Annotated in this window: 15 protein-coding genes; 8 read left to right on the top strand and 7 right to left on the bottom strand. The window is 73.7% G+C overall.

From position 1 onward, the window contains the following. Positions 1–56: 56 nt before the first annotated feature. Together ACR9ZK_RS03305 and fdhD are read right to left on the bottom strand one after the other, a co-directional pair. The gene (locus tag ACR9ZK_RS03305; protein WP_481340260.1) at positions 57–395 is read right to left on the bottom strand and encodes a YciI family protein; all 339 of its coding nucleotides are present in this window, start codon (positions 393–395) and stop codon (positions 57–59) included. Positions 396–451: 56 nt separating this feature from the next. Further along, positions 452–1,303, bottom strand: coding sequence for a formate dehydrogenase accessory sulfurtransferase FdhD (fdhD, locus tag ACR9ZK_RS03310; protein ID WP_481340262.1), 852 nt, complete (start codon positions 1,301–1,303; stop codon positions 452–454). Between the two features lie 334 nt (positions 1,304–1,637). On the opposite strand from fdhD, the gene ACR9ZK_RS03315 reads away from it, so the two are divergent. Next, positions 1,638–3,698 carry a M4 family metallopeptidase gene (locus ACR9ZK_RS03315; protein ID WP_481340264.1) on the top strand — a complete coding sequence of 687 codons (2,061 nt, stop codon included), beginning with the start codon at positions 1,638–1,640 and terminating at the stop codon, positions 3,696–3,698. Between the two features lie 80 nt (positions 3,699–3,778). Here the strand turns inward: ACR9ZK_RS03315 and ACR9ZK_RS03320 are convergent, their stop codons facing one another. The 4 genes from ACR9ZK_RS03320 to ACR9ZK_RS03335 all read right to left on the bottom strand — a co-directional run bounded on the left by ACR9ZK_RS03320 (position 3,779) and on the right by ACR9ZK_RS03335 (position 8,184). Further along, positions 3,779–4,366, bottom strand: coding sequence for a hypothetical protein (locus ACR9ZK_RS03320; RefSeq protein ID WP_481340266.1), 588 nt, complete (start codon positions 4,364–4,366; stop codon positions 3,779–3,781). 127 nt (positions 4,367–4,493) lie between these two features. Continuing rightward, complete coding sequence (locus ACR9ZK_RS03325) at positions 4,494–6,419, bottom strand: penicillin-binding transpeptidase domain-containing protein (RefSeq protein WP_481340268.1); 1,926 nt, start codon at positions 6,417–6,419, stop codon at positions 4,494–4,496. Continuing rightward, complete coding sequence (locus ACR9ZK_RS03330) at positions 6,398–7,489, bottom strand: hypothetical protein (protein WP_481340270.1); 1,092 nt, start codon at positions 7,487–7,489, stop codon at positions 6,398–6,400. The genes ACR9ZK_RS03325 and ACR9ZK_RS03330 overlap by 22 nt, the downstream gene beginning before the upstream one ends. A 50-nt stretch (positions 7,490–7,539) precedes the next feature. Then, positions 7,540–8,184: an N-acetyltransferase gene (locus tag ACR9ZK_RS03335; RefSeq protein ID WP_481340272.1), complete on the bottom strand. Its 645-nt coding sequence runs from the start codon at positions 8,182–8,184 to the stop codon at positions 7,540–7,542. Between the two features lie 68 nt (positions 8,185–8,252). Between ACR9ZK_RS03335 and ACR9ZK_RS03340 the strand changes: the two genes are divergently transcribed. The 3 genes from ACR9ZK_RS03340 to ACR9ZK_RS03350 are packed head-to-tail and all read left to right on the top strand — an operon-like array spanning position 8,253 to position 11,034. Further along, the gene (locus ACR9ZK_RS03340; RefSeq protein WP_481340274.1) at positions 8,253–9,356 is read left to right on the top strand and encodes an App1 family protein; all 1,104 of its coding nucleotides are present in this window, start codon (positions 8,253–8,255) and stop codon (positions 9,354–9,356) included. A 12-nt stretch (positions 9,357–9,368) separates the two neighbouring features. Next, a complete protein-coding gene (locus ACR9ZK_RS03345; protein WP_481340276.1) occupies positions 9,369–10,229 on the top strand; it encodes an Fpg/Nei family DNA glycosylase in 861 nt (286 codons plus the stop codon). A gap of 52 nt (positions 10,230–10,281) precedes the next feature. After that, positions 10,282–11,034: a hypothetical protein gene (locus ACR9ZK_RS03350; protein ID WP_481340278.1), complete on the top strand. Its 753-nt coding sequence runs from the start codon at positions 10,282–10,284 to the stop codon at positions 11,032–11,034. A gap of 27 nt (positions 11,035–11,061) precedes the next feature. Here the strand turns inward: ACR9ZK_RS03350 and ACR9ZK_RS03355 are convergent, their stop codons facing one another. Continuing rightward, positions 11,062–11,391 carry a rhodanese-like domain-containing protein gene (locus ACR9ZK_RS03355; protein WP_481340280.1) on the bottom strand — a complete coding sequence of 110 codons (330 nt, stop codon included), beginning with the start codon at positions 11,389–11,391 and terminating at the stop codon, positions 11,062–11,064. Between the two features lie 127 nt (positions 11,392–11,518). Here ACR9ZK_RS03355 and pdxY point away from each other — a divergent pair, with 127 nt between their 5' ends. From pdxY to ACR9ZK_RS03375, 4 genes are all read left to right on the top strand, one after another. Further along, the gene (pdxY, locus tag ACR9ZK_RS03360; RefSeq protein ID WP_481340282.1) at positions 11,519–12,367 is read left to right on the top strand and encodes a pyridoxal kinase PdxY; all 849 of its coding nucleotides are present in this window, start codon (positions 11,519–11,521) and stop codon (positions 12,365–12,367) included. A 224-nt stretch (positions 12,368–12,591) separates the two neighbouring features. Beyond that, positions 12,592–13,812 carry an ATP-binding protein gene (locus ACR9ZK_RS03365; protein ID WP_481340284.1) on the top strand — a complete coding sequence of 407 codons (1,221 nt, stop codon included), beginning with the start codon at positions 12,592–12,594 and terminating at the stop codon, positions 13,810–13,812. Positions 13,813–13,933: 121 nt separating this feature from the next. Next, positions 13,934–14,395 (top strand): hypothetical protein, encoded by a 462-nt coding sequence (locus ACR9ZK_RS03370; RefSeq protein WP_481340286.1) that lies wholly within the window; start codon positions 13,934–13,936, stop codon positions 14,393–14,395. A 96-nt stretch (positions 14,396–14,491) separates the two neighbouring features. Then, positions 14,492–15,556 carry a YdcF family protein gene (locus ACR9ZK_RS03375; protein ID WP_481340288.1) on the top strand — a complete coding sequence of 355 codons (1,065 nt, stop codon included), beginning with the start codon at positions 14,492–14,494 and terminating at the stop codon, positions 15,554–15,556. Positions 15,557–15,571: the final 15 nt, after the last annotated feature.

Consider the following 15,571-nt stretch of genomic DNA (forward strand, 5'->3'; position numbering starts at 1 on the left):
GCGCCGTCGGTGCGCTGTCGCCGTGACCGCCTCGTCGGGCGGGGAGGTCCGACGCGTCAGGCGGGGGAGTTCGTCGCGTCGGCGACCCACGGGCCGAGCGGTGGGTCCCACTCGCGGATGACGCGCCGCAGCACGTAGCCGCCCTGCCAGTACGGGTCCTGGTCGAAGGTGGCGCTGACCGCCTCGAGCGACTCGCCCGACCACACGATGAGGGCGGCGTTGGCGGGCTCCTGGTCGGTCGTCTCGCCCTCGCTCACCTCGTCGAGCCCGGCCTGGTACATGCCTCCGACGAGGAGACCGGGCTGGGAGGTGAGCCACTCGCGGTGCGCCGGCCGCACCGTCAGCATCTCGGTGGGGTCGTCGGGGTAGGTGTAGTGGATCGCGAAGACGGGCACGGTTGCTCCTCGGGCGGCTGTGCGGCTGTGTGCGGCTGTGGGCGGCAGCGGGCGGGTCAGGTGACGCGGTGGGCGCCGGTGTAGACGTTGAAGCGGGTGCCGCGAACGAAGCCGGCGAGGGTCGCGCCGGCGTCCTCGGCGAGCTCGACGGCCAACGAGGACGGAGCCGAGACGGCGGCGAGGCAGGGGATCCCTGCCACGACGGCCTTCTGGACCAGCTCGAACGAGGCGCGACCCGAGACCATGAGGATGCACCCGGCGGCCGGCAGCCGCCCCTGGAGCATGGCCCAGCCGACGACCTTGTCGACGGCGTTGTGCCGCCCGACGTCCTCCCGCACCGCGAGCAGCTCGCCGTCGGAGGTGAACAGGCCCGCCGCGTGCAGGCCGCCCGTGCGGTCGAAGGACTGCTGCCTGGCGCGCAGTGCGTCGGGCAGGCCGAGCAGCGTCGATGCGGTGACGGTCATCGGGTCGGCCGCGACGTCGAAGGCGGTCCGGGTGCGCAGCTGCTCGATGCTCGCGGTGCCGCACACGCCACAGGACGAGGAGGTGAGGAAGGCCCGGGCCGCAGACGCCTCGGGCGGTGCCACGCCCGGGGCGAGCGTCACGTCGATGACGTTGTAGGTGTTCTCGTCGAAACCGCTGTCGGAGGAGGTGACCGCGCCGGCGCAGTACCGGGCCAGCGAGACGTCCTCGGCCGCGCCGATGATGCCCTCGGACAGGAGGAACCCGTGGACGAGCTCGATGTCGTGCCCGGGCGTGCGCATCGTCACCGTCAGGGGAGTGTCCCCGACGCGGATCTCGAGCGGCTCCTCGACGGTCAGGGTGTCCGGTCGGGTCGTCCGGGTGCGCTCCGGGGGTGCGGCGACGTCGACCGTCGTCACCTTCCGCCGCACCGTGACCCGTCCCATGCCGTCCAGCCTAGGAGACCCGACGGGCCGTGCGGCCCGCCGTCCACCGACGCCGTCACGAGCCCCGCGCCGACGCCGGTGGCGGGGGGTCGTCACGGCCTCTCGGCGGGTCAGTCTGGGAGATCGGCCAAGCGCCCGCCAGTCGCGAATCTCCCTGTCGCCAGGCGTTACTCAGCGTTTGGACCGGGTTTGGCAAAGACTTGGTAAGCCCCGTTGACCGGAATTCCGGACGGCTGGGAGCGTCGCGCTCGTTCCGCCGCATCTCACCCAGCGAGACGGCCGGGACACCTCTCCGAGGCGGCCGACCGAGCCGCATCCTGACAAGGAGTTCCCAGTGAATCGACTGAAGTCCGGGCTGGCGACCGGGGGCCTGCTGGCCCTCGCGCTGGCCATCTCGCCGGCAATCCCGGCGGGTGCAGCGGCAGGTGGCGGCCACGACAAGGCACCCGCCCCCGAGTCGCAGACCCTCAAGGCGACCGAGCAGTCCCGCGCGGCGGCCACCGCGAGCGCCCTCGGCCTCAAGGGGGAGGCGCTCACCGTCAAGTCGGTCATCGCCGACCCGAACGGTGCCACGCACGTCCGGTACGAGCGCACGGTGGGCGGCCTGCGCGTCATCGGCGGCGACTTCGTCAGCCACAAGGACGCGTCCGGCGCCGTCCGGAGCGTGACCTGGAACATCCGCAAGGACGTCACCCCGGCCTCGTTCTCGCCGAAGATCGCCCGCAGCACGGCGCACGCCGCCGGCCTGGCCGCCGCCCAGGCGACTCGGGACGAGAGGGCCACCCCCGGCGAGCTCGTCGTCTTCCAGTCGGCAACCGGCCCGAAGCTGGCCTACGAGGTCGTCACCGAGGGCATCAAGGCCGACCAGACGCCGACGCGCCTGCACACGATCGTCGACGCGAACACGGGCAGGACGCTGACGAGCTGGGACGACATCAAGGAGGGGACGGGCAACGGCATCTTCGTCGGCACCGTGTCCCTCGCGACGTCGGGCACGTCCGGCGCGTACACGATGAAGGACACGCACGGCAACTACGCGACCGACCTCAACCAGGCAACGAGCGGCAACGGCACGACCTTCACCGACGCGGACGACGTCTGGGGCACCGGGTCGCAGAGCAACCGCCAGTCGGCGGCCGTCGACGCCCACTACGGCGCCGGCAAGACCTACGACTACTACAACACCCAGCTCGGCCGGGCCGGCATCTGGAACAACGGCACCGGCGCCCGCAGCCGTGTCCACTACGGCCAGAACTACGTCAACGCCTTCTGGGACGGGACGCAGATGACGTACGGCGACGGCGCGAACAACGCCTCCCCGCTCGTCGAGCTCGACGTGGCCGGGCACGAGATGAGCCACGGCGTCACGGAGAACACCGCGGGCCTGGCCTACACCGGCGACGCGGGCGGCCTCAACGAGGCGACCTCGGACATCTTCGGCACGGGCGTCGAGTGGTACGCCAACAACCCGAGCGACGTGCCCGACTACCTCATCGGTGAAGAGATCGACATCAACGGCAACGGCACGCCGCTGCGCTACATGGACAAGCCGAGCAAGGACGGCGGCTCCAAGGACTGCTGGAGCAGCTCGCTCGGCGGCCTCGACCCGCACTACTCCTCCGGCCCCCTCAACCACTGGTACTACCTGGCCTCGGAGGGCTCGGGCGCCAAGACGATCAACGGCGTCAGCTACAACAGCCCGACGTGCGACGGCTCGACGGTGACCGGCATCGGCCACCTCAAGGCGGAGAAGATCTGGTACCGCACCCTCTCGACGTACCTGACCTCGAGCAGCAACTACGCGGCGGCCCGCACCGGCGTCATCAAGGCGGCCAAGGACCTCTACGGCGCCGGCTCGGCCGAGTGCACCGCGGTCGACAAGGCCATGGGCGCCATCGCCGCCCCGGCCAGCACCGAGACCTGCGGCGGCACGACGCCCCCGCCCACCGGCGGCTCGCTGACCAACGGTGGCTTCGAGTCCGGCCAGACCGGCTGGACCGGCACGTCCGGCCCGATCACCAACAACACGGGCCGTCCCGCACGCACCGGGTCCTGGAAGCTGTGGCTCGGTGGCAACGGCAGCACCGCCTCGGAGAACGAGTCGCAGACGTTCGCGGTCCCCTCGACGGCGACGTCCCCGACGCTGACGTACTACATCCGCATCGACACGGCCGAGACGACGACCACGACCGCCTACGACACGGCCACCGTGCAGATCAACGGCGTGACGAAGCACAGCTACTCGAACCTGTCGACGCCGAAGGCCTCCTACGTCCAGAAGACGATCGACCTCACCGCCTACAAGGGCACCAACGTGACCCTGAAGTTCGCGATGAACGAGGACTCCTCGCTCCAGACGAGCTTCGTCGTCGACGACGTGTCGACGAACTTCTGACCCACCCTGTCACCTCCCCTCCACCGCTTCGACGCGAGGCCGGTGTGTCGCCCACGCGGCACACCGGCCTCGCCGCGTCCTCAGGGAGGGGGCGGGTCGGCGCAGCGCGTCGTGGCGGGCGAGGACAGGGTCACGTCCGCGACGAGCGAGCCGACGAGGCCCGCGGCCTCGCCCACCGAGGGGTCGGTGAGGTCGACGGCCCGCGAGCGGTCGTCGGTGACCGAGATGGTGATGGGGTCGCTCGCGGCCGTGGTGGCCGGGTCGGCGGAGCCGCTCCCACCCGCGGGGCCGACGGTGCCGCTCCAGGGCCCCAGACGCAGGGTGCTCAGCGCACCGACGACCTGGCGCAGCTGCGGGCCGCTGAGGGTGCAGACGCGGCCGTGCACCGATCGGGTCTCCACGAGGAGCCTGCCGTCGGCGCGCAGCACGATGCGGTCGTCGAAGCCGGCGACGCCCCCGGTGCGGCGCAGCGTCAGCGGGAACTGTGGCCCGTACTCGGGTCCGATGCTGTCCTCGGCGCTCGTCGAGGCCGGCGACGTCGACGCCTCGGCGCCGGCGGGTGCGGGTGGTGTCGTGAAGTCGCCGTCGGTGGAGGGCACGTCGACGCCGCACCCTGCGAGCAGGAGTGCCACGGCTGCCAGTCCCAGGCACCGGCCTGCGCGCCCCATGGGTCCCATCGTGGACCCCGGCCGTGGCCGGCGCACGGAGGACGCGGTCGGTGGAGGCAACGCTTCGATCAACTTTCCGGTGGCGGGCCACGTCCGGCCGCGGGGGTGGCGTCTCGGGCGTGGGGCGTCAGCGGACGTTCGTCCGCTTGAGGAAGTCGATGATGAACGGCGCCGAGCCGGTGACGCCGTTGTCGCCCACCTCGTTGTAGGCGGCGACGGCGATGTCGCCGCGTGCGGCGACCATCCACGTGTGGGTGTCCGGCGGGTTCTTCGTGCCGAACTCGGCCGTGCCGGTCTTGGCGTACTCGACACCGAGCGGCGCGAGCACGGTGCCGGAGCCCTCCTGCACGACGGCCCGCATCTCCTGGCGCAGCACCTGCGCCTCCTCCGGCCGCAGGGGCGTCGCCGGCGCCGGCAGCGCCGGGCTGCCCTTGACGAGCACCGGCCGGACCGTCTGGCCCTTGACGACCGATGCGACGACGAGGGCCATCGTCAGCGGCGACGCCTCGACGCGTCCCTGCCCGATGAACGACGCCGCGTGCTCGACGGTGTCGTCGGTGGCGGGCACCGAACCGAGGAAGCCGGTGAAGGGCAGGTCGAGCTTCTCGCCCATGCCGAGCGACTGCGCGGCCGTGGCCAGCTCGGCCTGGCTCACCTTCCGGTACTGGCTGATGAAGGCCGTGTTGCACGAGAACGCGAGGGCGGTCTGCATCGGGATGTCACCGAGGTGCTGCTTCGGGTAGGTCGTGTAGTTGCTGAAGCGCCGGCCGTCGACGGTGATCGAGTCGGTGCACGGCAGCGTCGTCGCGGCCGTCGCACCCTTGCGGACCAGGGCGAGCGAGCTCGCGATCTTGAACGTCGAGCCGGGAGGGTTGCGGCCGGCGAGCGCGAGCGTCGAGCCGTTCGCTCCGGGGCCGACCGCGGCGGCGAGCACCTCACCGGTCGAGATGCGGACGGCCACGAGGGCCGTGGGGCGCTGGGTCTGGCGGGCGAGCGCCGCCTCGGCGGCGGCCTGCAGCTTCTCGTCGAGCGTCACGGTGACGGGGGTACCGTCCGTGGACTGCTCGGCGAAGACCTCCCGCTTGTCGAGGACGCTGCCGTCTGCGCCGCGCCGGACCGCCTGCACGGCGAGGCCCGGCCGACCGCGCAGCCGGGCGTCGTAGCGGTACTCGAGGCCGTTCTTGCCGATGGTGTCGCCGGCCTCGAGGACGCCCTTGGACCGCGTGACGTCCTCGGCGGACACCTCCCCGACGGTGCCGAGGATGGGCGCCGCGAAGGTGCGGCTGGGACCGAGCACCTGGAGCGCCGGCACGGTGACGGCGCCCGGGACCCGGTCGATGGCCTGGGCGTTCCTCGTCAGCGTCGGGTCGTCCGCGCGGAAGGTGATGGCCTCGACGAAGGCCTTGCTGCCCGCCTGCGACACCTTCGCGGCGTAGCGGCCGGGGTCGACGCCGACGAGCGCCGCCAGCCGGCGCGCCGACGCCGTGGCGGCGGACCCCGACGCCTTCGTCTTGTCGATGCCGACGACGGCCACCTCGCGCTCGGTCATGAGCTTGGCGCCGTTGCGGTCGAGGATGTCGGCGCGTCGCGGCCACGTGCGCGCCAGGGCGAGGCCCTCGTCGGAGCGCAGGTCGGGCGCGACGACCCGCGGGCTCCACGTCACCTGCCACGTGCCGTCGACGAGGGTGAGGTCGGCCTGCGTCGTGTACGTCCAGTCGGTCGGGGACGCGGACACGTCCCACGTCGTCGCGAAGGTGGCCGTGGCCCGCTCGGACCCCTCGGCGTGGGTCATCCGCTGGAGGGTCACGGCCGGACGCTTGCCGTCCATGCCCTTGAAGGCGGCCGCGAGGAAGGCGTTGACCTTCTGCGCCGTGGTGCCCCTGAGGGCGACGCCCGTCACGTCGGCCCTGCTCAGGCCGGCCGCGAGCGCGCGAGCGGTGTCGTCGGGCGCGGGCGGCTGCTCGAACATCGAGCAGCCGGCGCCGAGGCCGCCGACGACGGCCGCAGCCACAGCGGCGGCCGCGGCTCTCCTCATCCCGGTCCTGGGCAGCATGGCCCCACCGTACGGGGCGGGCGCCACGCCGGATCGGCCGGTCGCCGCGTCGTGCTGTCGACCGGCACACGCCCCGGCGCGGCGCCGGTGGCTTCGGTGGCGCCGGTGGCGCCGGTGACGACGGGAGCGACGGGCACCGGGGACCGGAGCGGCGCGACGACGAGGGCCACGCCGAGGGCCACGGGCAGCCACCACCACGACAGGTGGGTGGGCAGCAGGGCGGTGACGAAGACACCGCGCGCGTCCGCCGCGAGCCCGCCCAGCGTCCCGGGGAGGCCGACACCCGTGCGCAGCCCGCCGGCGAGGTGCTCGAACGCGGCCGAGGCGGCCTGGGTCACGGCGACGGCGACGACGACGCCGGCCCACCCGGCGACGCGTCGGCGGCTCGTGCCGCCGACCCGGGCCAGAGCGAGACCGGCGACGAGGCCGACGGTGGCGGGCGCGGTCCACTGGACGACCGAGCCGGCATCCTCGGCGCCGAGGGCCACGACGACGAGGCGCGTCGTCCAGGCCCCGGCCGCCACGGCCACTGGCGCCGCGGCGAGGGCCGCGACGCCCGGCCGTGCGAGGGCCATGACCGCACCGAGCCCGGCCCCGAGGAGGGAACCGGCGACGGCGACGGCCGCGATGCCGACCAGGACGCGGTCGTCCCGGTCGAAGTCGCTGCCGAGCTGCCGGGTCGCGCCCGCCGACTGGACCACCGAGTAGGCCGTGGCGGCGAGCGCACCCACCACGGCGGCTGCCGCGGGCAGCACCCTTCGTCCCGCGTCGCGGCGCACCCAACGGACGCAGAGACCGGCAGCGGCGCCGCCGACGAGCGTCATCGCCAGCAGCAGCGGGAGGAACACCGTCCGGAACGGCAGGAGCGTGACGTAGCCCCCGCTCGCCTCACCCGTGACGGCGTCGGCGACCCAGTACCGGGGTGAGGACGCGCCGAGGGCGTCGACGATCCAGGGCAGCGCCCCGACGACCCACCAGGCGGTCGCGGCGAGGGGCGCGACGGGCCAGACGAGGGTGCGGGCGTACCGGAGTCGTGCCTCTGGGCTGAAGCGGCGGGCAGCGGTGTCCACCGGGAGATCCGATCACGTCGGGCGCGCCCGCGCCAGTCCTCCGACGACCGTCAACCCCGCTCCGGACGCCACAGCTGCACCGACGCGACCGGCTCGAATCCCGCTGAGAGGAAAGCGCGCAGGGCCCGCGCGTTGCCCGGCGCACACGTCGCGACGACGACCTCGTCCTCGGGGACGAGGGTCAGGCTGTCGCGGACGACCTCGGTGCCGGACCGCTCCCGCGCCGGGTCGGTCTCGACGCCGACCTCGGGCAGCCCACCGAGCCCCAGCGACAGGGTGACGAGGGTCTTGTCGCGGGCCTGCGGGTAGCCGAAGGTGCGGACGCTGCTGCGGACCGCGGTGGCGTGCTCGGCGCGCGGGTGGTTGCGCAGGTCGCTGCGGGGCACGAGGGCCGGCTCGCCGCCGCGGCCGCGCGCGACGAGCACGACGTCGAGGGAGTCGATCCAGCCGCCCGCGGCGAGGGCCGACACGACGCGCGGGTTGCTCGCGCCGCCGAAGCCGTCCGCCCCGAGCCCGTCGAGGTGGTCGTCGTGGACGTCGTCGGCGACCGCGAGCACGGCGTGGCCCGTGAAGGCGATGACGCCCTCGATGCCCTCGCGCCACGGTGGGACGCGCCGCCAGGCACCGTCGACGGCGGGGAAGTGGCCCGTGGCGGCGTGGGTCAGGACGGAGGCGATCGGGTGCACGCGCTCCATACAACCCCTCCGGTCCGCCGGGCGCTCGCCGTCGTCCACGGGATGACCACTGCCGGTAGGGTCGGGTCATGTCCCGACCGCACGCGGCCGCCGTCGTCGAGGACGCGGTCGACCGCCAGGTCGAGCGCGTCCTGCGCGGACGTGGATGGGGCAACAAGGTCGTCACGCACATCGGCTACGGGTCCACCGACTTCGTCCGCGTCTTCGCCCGAGTCATCCTGCAGCGCAGGGGCAAGGCCGGCCCGCCGAGCCGTCAGGACGCCACCGGCGCGCTCGCTCCCGCGCGCTACGACCGCGGCTGGCGCGTCTTCGTCACGGCCCACGCGAGCGGTGTCCCCGTCACGGTGACGATCGGCGACCGTGAGGTCTACGGCCGCACCGACCGCGGCGGGTACGTCGACCTCGTCGCCCACGACCACGGCCTGGCGCCGGGGTGGCAGCAGGTGGTCGTCCAGGCGCGCGGGGCCGACCCGGTGCCGGCGGACGTGTTCATCGTCGGCGACGACGTGCGGTTCGGCATCGTCAGCGACATCGACGACACCGTCATCACGACGATGCTGCCCCGCCCGATGATCGCGGCGTGGAACACCTTCGTGCGCCGAGGCAAGACGCGCCGCGCCGTCAGCGGCATGGCGCCCTTCTACCGGCGCGTGCTCGCCGCCCACCCGGGTGCACCCATCGTCTACGTGTCGACGGGCGCGTGGAACACGACGCCGACCCTGACCCGGTTCCTCGTCGACAACGGGTTCCCGCTCGGGCCGCTGCTGCTCACCGACTGGGGTCCGACGAACACCGGCTGGTTCCGCAGCGGGCAGGACCACAAGCGCACCTGCCTGCACCGCCTGGCCCGCGACTTCCCGGACATCACGTGGCTGCTCGTCGGCGACGACGGCCAGCACGACCCCGCGCTCTACTCCGAGTTCGCGGAGGCACGCCCGGACCGGGTCGACGCCATCTGCATCCGGCAGCTGACGCCGGCCGAGCAGGTCCTGTCCAACCCCATCAAGCTCGACCCGCCGCTGCGGCCGTGGGCCGCGCGCACGGTCCAGACGTTCTCGGCGCCGGACGGGCACGAGCTGCTGCGCCTCCTCGAGGACCACGGACGGGTCGGCGAGCCGGTCGCGGCCGACCAGCAGCCGTCGCGTCCGGGCCGCGACGTCGCCACCGGGTGACAGACTGACGCCATGCCGGAGCTGCCCGAGGTGCAGGCACTCGTCGACTTCCTCGTCGAGCGGACGGCCGGTCTTGCCGTCGCCACGGTCGAGCTCGCCTCGTTCAGCGTCCTCAAGACGTTCGACCCGCCGCCGCAGGCGCTCGAGGGCGTGCCCGTCGACGGCGTCCACCGGCACGGCAAGTTCCTCGACATCGACGCCGACGGCACCCACCTCGTCTTCCACCTCGCGCGCGCCGGCTGGCTGCGCTGGTCCGACCAGCTGCCGGCGACGGTCCTGCGGCCGGGCAAGTCGCCCATCGCCCTGCGGGTGCGGCTGTCGGACGGCTCGGGCTTCGACCTGACCGAGGCGGGCACGAAGAAGTCGCTCGCGGCCTACATCGTCCGCGACCCGAACGAGGTGCCGGGCATCGCCCGCCTCGGCCCGGACCCCCTCGCCGAGGACTTCACCCGCGAGCGGTTCGGCGAGATCCTCGAGGGTCGCCGCACCCAGATCAAGGGTCTGCTGCGCGACCAGGAGGTCATCGCCGGGGTCGGCAACGCCTACTCCGACGAGGTGCTGCACGTCGCGAAGGTCAGCCCCTTCGCCATCGCCGGGTCGCTCGCGCCCGACGTCGTCGACCGGCTCTACCGTGCGCTGCGCGAGACGCTCGCCTCGGCCGTCGCCACGGCGTCGGGCAAGCCGGCCAAGGAGCTCAAGGACGCCAAGCGCGCCGGCATGCGCGTGCACGCCCGCACCGGGCAGACGTGTCCCGAGTGCGGCGACGTCGTGCGGGAGGTCTCGTTCGCCGACACGTCGTTGCAGTACTGCGCCACGTGCCAGACCGGTGGCAAGCCGCTCGCCGACCGGCGGATGTCCAAGCTGCTCAAGTGACCCGGTTCGTCCGGAGTGCAACGGTTCGGTCGCCGTGGTTGTCTGCACCGTCATGAAGCCGATCCTTCGCGCCCCCTCCACCGCCCTGCTGCCGGCCGCCCTGCTGACCGTCCTCGCCACGGCGGCGTGCGGCTCCGTCGCGTCGCCAGGTTCGGGGTCCTCCGACGGTACGACGGTCGTCGGCTCCACCCTGCCGGCGCCGACCGACGGCACCGGCGCGGGTGCATCGGGTCGGGCCACGGGCAGCGCCGGAGGGGTACGGCTCGTCGCGAGCGCGGCACCCGGCGCACCGGCGCACGCGAGCGGTGTCAAGGCCGAGCCCGGCGTCGTCGTGGAGTACACGTTGACCAACACCGGGTCGAGGCCACTCGCCGCCTACGACATCGTGCCGGACTCGCTCGGCTCGGCGGTCCTGCCGGCCGACGTCGACCGCGAGCACGCGTGGGTCTACGCGCACGAGGGCACGGTGCGCGTCAGCAAGCAGGGGTTCGCCACGGCGCCGAACGTGCGCTTCGCCGCGGCGCCGACGATGGGGGCCCGCGCGCTGCCCGCCGGAGGGACGCTCACCGGCCGCGCCTTCGTGCCGACGCCGCTCGCCCTCGCGGTCCCGGGTGCCGCCTTCACCGCGCCGCAGGACCCGCTGCCGCCGGCCGCAGGTGCCTTCTCCTTCTGCGTGCAGGTCGGCCCGGCGGGGCCGCAGCTGCGGCCCTCACCGACGGTGCGCGGCGTCCTCCAGGCCCCGGTGGCCGCCCCGTCGGGTGCCGCTCTCGTGTGCACCGACCCGCTGACGGTGCCGGTGTCCTGAGCCAGCTCAGTCGCCCCCGCCCTGGGGCTAGATGATGCGGGGGTCGCCGTCGGCGACGACCTTCTTGCCCGCACGCTCCCACTCGAGCATGCCGCCCTCGACGTTGGCGACGTCGTAGCCCTGCATGACGAGCCACTGGACGGCCCGGGCCGAGCGGCCGCCCATGCGGCACACGATGCCGACGGTCTCGTCGGTGTCGGGCAGCTCACCGAGGCGGGCGGGCAGCTCACCGAGCGGGATGTGGACGGCGTTGGGGGCGTGGCCGGCGGCCCACTCGTCGGGCTCGCGCACGTCGACCATGACGGCGTCGTCGGGAAGCTGGGAGACGGTCGTCGTCGGGATGCTCATGCCCTCCATCGTGACACGACACGACCGAGCCACGACCAAGCCTCGGCCGAGCCACGACCGAGCCAGGACCGAGCCACGACCGAGCCTCGGCCGAGGCAGGACCGGGCCACCACGGGCCGGCACTATCGTGAGCGCGGTGAAGATCCTGTCGATCCAGTCTCACGTCGCGTACGGCCATGCCGGCAACTCGGCGGCGGTCTTCCCGCTCCAGCGCCTCGGCCACGACGTCTACCCGGTGCTCACCGTGACGTTCTCGAACCACACCGGCTACGGCGCGACCCGCGGCCCGCTCATCCCGCCGGCCGACGTCGCCGAGGTGATCACCGGTGTCGAGGAGCGGGGCGCCTTCCCCTCGATCGACGCGGTGCTCTCCGGCTACCAGGGTGCCGAGTCCGTCGGCGAGGTCGTGCTCGACGCGGTGGCCCGTGTCAAGGCCGCCAACCCCGACGCGGTCTACTGCTGCGACCCGGTCATGGGCGACGTCGGGCGCGGGTTCTTCGTCCGCGAGGGCATCCCCGAGTACATGCGCGACCACGTCGTCCCGCGGGCCGACATCGTGACGCCGAACCAGTTCGAGCTCGAGTTCCTCTCGGGCCGGAGCGTCGAGAGCCAGGACGACCTCCTCGCGGCCGCCGACCACCTGCGCGCGTCGGGACCCGCCGTCGTGCTGGTGACGAGCGCCCTGACCTCCGACACCCCGGAGGGCTCGATCCAGATGGCGTGCGTCACCGCCGACGGCGCCTGGCTCGTGACGACGCCGATGCTGCCGATGACGGTCCGCGGAGGTGGTGACGTCACCGCGGCGGTCTTCCTCGCCCACCACCTCACGGACGGGCCCGAGGCGGCGCTGCGGCGCACCGCCGCCACGATGTACGCGGTGCTCGAGCGGACCCACGCCAGCGGCTCCGACGAGATGCTGCTCGTCGCCGAGCAGGACGCCATCGCCGACCCCGACGAGAAATTCGAGATCGTGCGGGTTCGATGACCCACTCGGCCCCCAGAGCCGTTATAGTCACAGGCGCGCCGTTCCGCATGACCACCCCTGACCGTGCGGAACGGCGCCTTTTTGTCCTGTTTTCAGTGGAATTCGCTTCCACCGAAGAGTGACCCCCCACGGACCCGGCCAGGCTCCGGCGCAACCGCCGACACGCTCTCGCCCCGTATGCGGATGTCTCCGGTGAAGCGTAGACAGACGTATAGCCTCCGAGCGTGGACCCGATCACCAACCCGTACGCCCCGGGCGCGGGCCAGCGTCCGCCCGAGCTCGCGGGCCGCGACGAGCAGCTGCGCACCTTCGACGTCGTCCTCGAGCGCATCGCGCGCGGACGCTCCGAGCGCTCGATCGTGCTCACCGGCCTGCGCGGCGTCGGCAAGACCGTCCTGCTCAACGCCCTGCGGTCCTCTGCCGTGCGGGCCGACTGGGGCACCGGCAAGTTCGAGGCGCGGCCCGACCAGCGGCTGCGCCGCCCGCTCGCCGCGGCCGCTCACCAGGCCGTCCGTGAGCTGGGCCACCCCCGCGCCGAGGTCGTGGACCAGGTGCTCGGCACGATCAAGGCCTTCGCCCTGCGCGACAACCCACCGGGTGCCCGGCTGCGCGACCGGTGGCAGCCGGGCATCGACGTGCCGACCGTGTCCGGCCGGGCCGACAGCGGCGACATCGAGATCGACCTCGTCGAGCTGTTCACCGACATCGGGGGGCTCGCGGCCGACGTCGGCAAGGGCATCGCGTTCTTCATCGACGAGATGCAGGACCTCGACCCCGACGACGTCTCGGCACTGTGCGCGGCCTGCCACGAGATCTCCCAGTCGGGGCTGCCGGTCATCGTCGTCGGCGCCGGCCTGCCCCACCTGCCCGCGGTGCTGTCCGCCTCGAAGTCCTACTCCGAGAGGCTGTTCCGCTACTCGCGCATCGACCGGTTGCCGCGTGAGGCCGCCGACCACGCCCTCGTCGGGCCGGCGGCCGAGGAGGGCTGCGCGTTCACGCCGGAGGCGCTCGACGAGATGTACGCCGTGACCGCCGGCTACCCGTACTTCATCCAGGCCTACGGCAAGGTCGTGTGGGACGTCGCCCCCACCTCGCCGGTCACCGCCCAGGACATCCGGGTCGCGGTACCCGAGGCCGAGAGCGAGCTCGCGGTCGGGTTCTTCGGCTCCCGCTTCGAGCGCGCGACCCCCGCCGAGCGGGAGTACCTGCGGGCCATGGCCGACGCCGCCATCGCCGAACCCGCTGCGCCGCAGGAGGACTCCCACGCAGAGGAACGTGAGGCCGTACCGACGTCGGCCGTCGCCGAGGTGCTCGGCCGGAAGCCGCAGTCGCTGTCACCGGCCCGTGACTCGCTCATCAAGAAGGGCCTCATCTACTCCGGTGAGCGCGGCCTCATCGCCTTCACCGTCCCGCACTTCGGCCGCTACCTGCGCACGCAGTCCTGACCGGGCTCGGGCCGGGCCCAGCGCCTCGCCGGCGCCGGGACCCGCGACGATGACGACGGGTAGCCGCGACCGGGTACGTACGGGAGCGTCCGCAGACCCGCCGTCCACCCCGGGAGACGTCGTGCCGACGCATCGCCTCGAATCGGTCGCGCCCGCGCTCGCGGCGCGCATCGGTCGCGCGAGCAGCGGCGGTGCCCGTCGGTTCGCCTTCGCCGCGGCGCGGCTCGCGTGCGGGGTCGCCGGCGTCCATGACCGGACCGCCCTCGACATCGCGCGCGACGGCATCGCCGCGGGGCCCGGCATCGACGAGCTCGTCAGCCTGTGGGAGCTCGAGCGCCGCCTCGACGCCGCGTGCGACGGGGGCCTGGACCCCGACGCCGGCTACCCCGACCCCGAGACGTTGCGGCTGCACGACGAGTGCGCAGAGGCCAAGGCGGTCGCCTCGGTCATCGCCGCGCTCAAGCCCGACGCGCACACCGCCGCGCGCGAGTCGGCCTACGCGGCGTGGGCCGCGGGTTGCGAGCCGGCCGCGCTCGGCGCCCTCGCGGCGCACCTGGAGAACACCGACGAGCCCGGCTCCTGACGGCGACACGGCCGTTGTGGGTGCGCACCCTAGGGTGGGGCGCATGAGCGGACCGGGGCGTCGGTGCGGTGACGGGGTCGCCCGGGGTCCGGCCGCGTGACCCACCTCGTGACCCACCTCGTCGGTCCCGCTGTCGCGCTCGCCCTCACGATCGCGTTCCTCGGGATCGCCGGGTGGTGGCGGCGCCGCGACCCCCGGCGGTGGCGCATCGGTGTTGCGCTCACCGCCGCGGGCTGGCTTGCCGCCGTGGCGCTCCTCCAGCCGCTCGACGCACTCGACGGCCCGCTCGGTGACGGCGTCGTCGCGCTCACCCTGCCGTGGGCGGTGTCACTCGTCGTCGGCACCGTGCTCGTCGTCAACGGCGCGCGCCTGGTGGGCCCCGAGGGCCGCACCCTCGGCACGCTCCTGTCCTTCGTCGTCGGCGTCGCGATGACGGGGGTCACGGCCCTCGGCGTGGCTCTCGTCTGGTTCGGCGCGGGCTCGGGCACCCGCGCCGGCGCCGGGTCGACCGCCCTGCCGGCGGTCTGCCTCGTCGTGCTGCTCCTGCCCGGCTACCCGGCCCTCGTGATCGTCAGCTACCTGCTGTACTGCGTCGCCTACCTGCGTCGCGCGCCGCGTCCCGCGCCCGTCGCGATCGTCGTGCTCGGGTCGGGGCTCGTGGGCGGCCAGGTCCCGCGGCTGCTCGCCCACCGGCTCGATGCCGCGCTCGCGCTGCTCCGCGCGGAGGAGGCCCACGGACGCTGCCCCCTGCTCGTGCCCTCGGGCGGCCAGGGTGAGGACGAGCCGGTGTCCGAGGGTGCGGCGATGACGGCCTACCTCCTCGACCGCGGCGTCGACCCGGCGCGCATCGTCACCGAGGACCGGGCGACGACCACCGAGGAGAACCTCGTCCGGTCGCTGCGCCTGCTCGAGGAGCGTGGCGTCACCGGGCGGCTGCGCGTCGTGACGTCGAGCTACCACGCCGGCCGCGCGGCGCTGCTGACCCGTCGCCTCGGCATCGACGCCGACGTCAGCCCGGCCCGCACCCCGTGGTCCTTCCTGCCGAGCGCCTTCCTGCGCGAGGTCGCCGCCGCCGTCACCCACCACCCGTGCGTCAACGCCGTCGGCCTGCTGCTGTGGGTGGCCTCCAGCGCCGGAGCGGCCCGGGCGGTCGCCGGCTGACGCCGGGCCGACGCC

Source organism: Monashia sp. HAY1-5C (assembly GCF_056755255.1).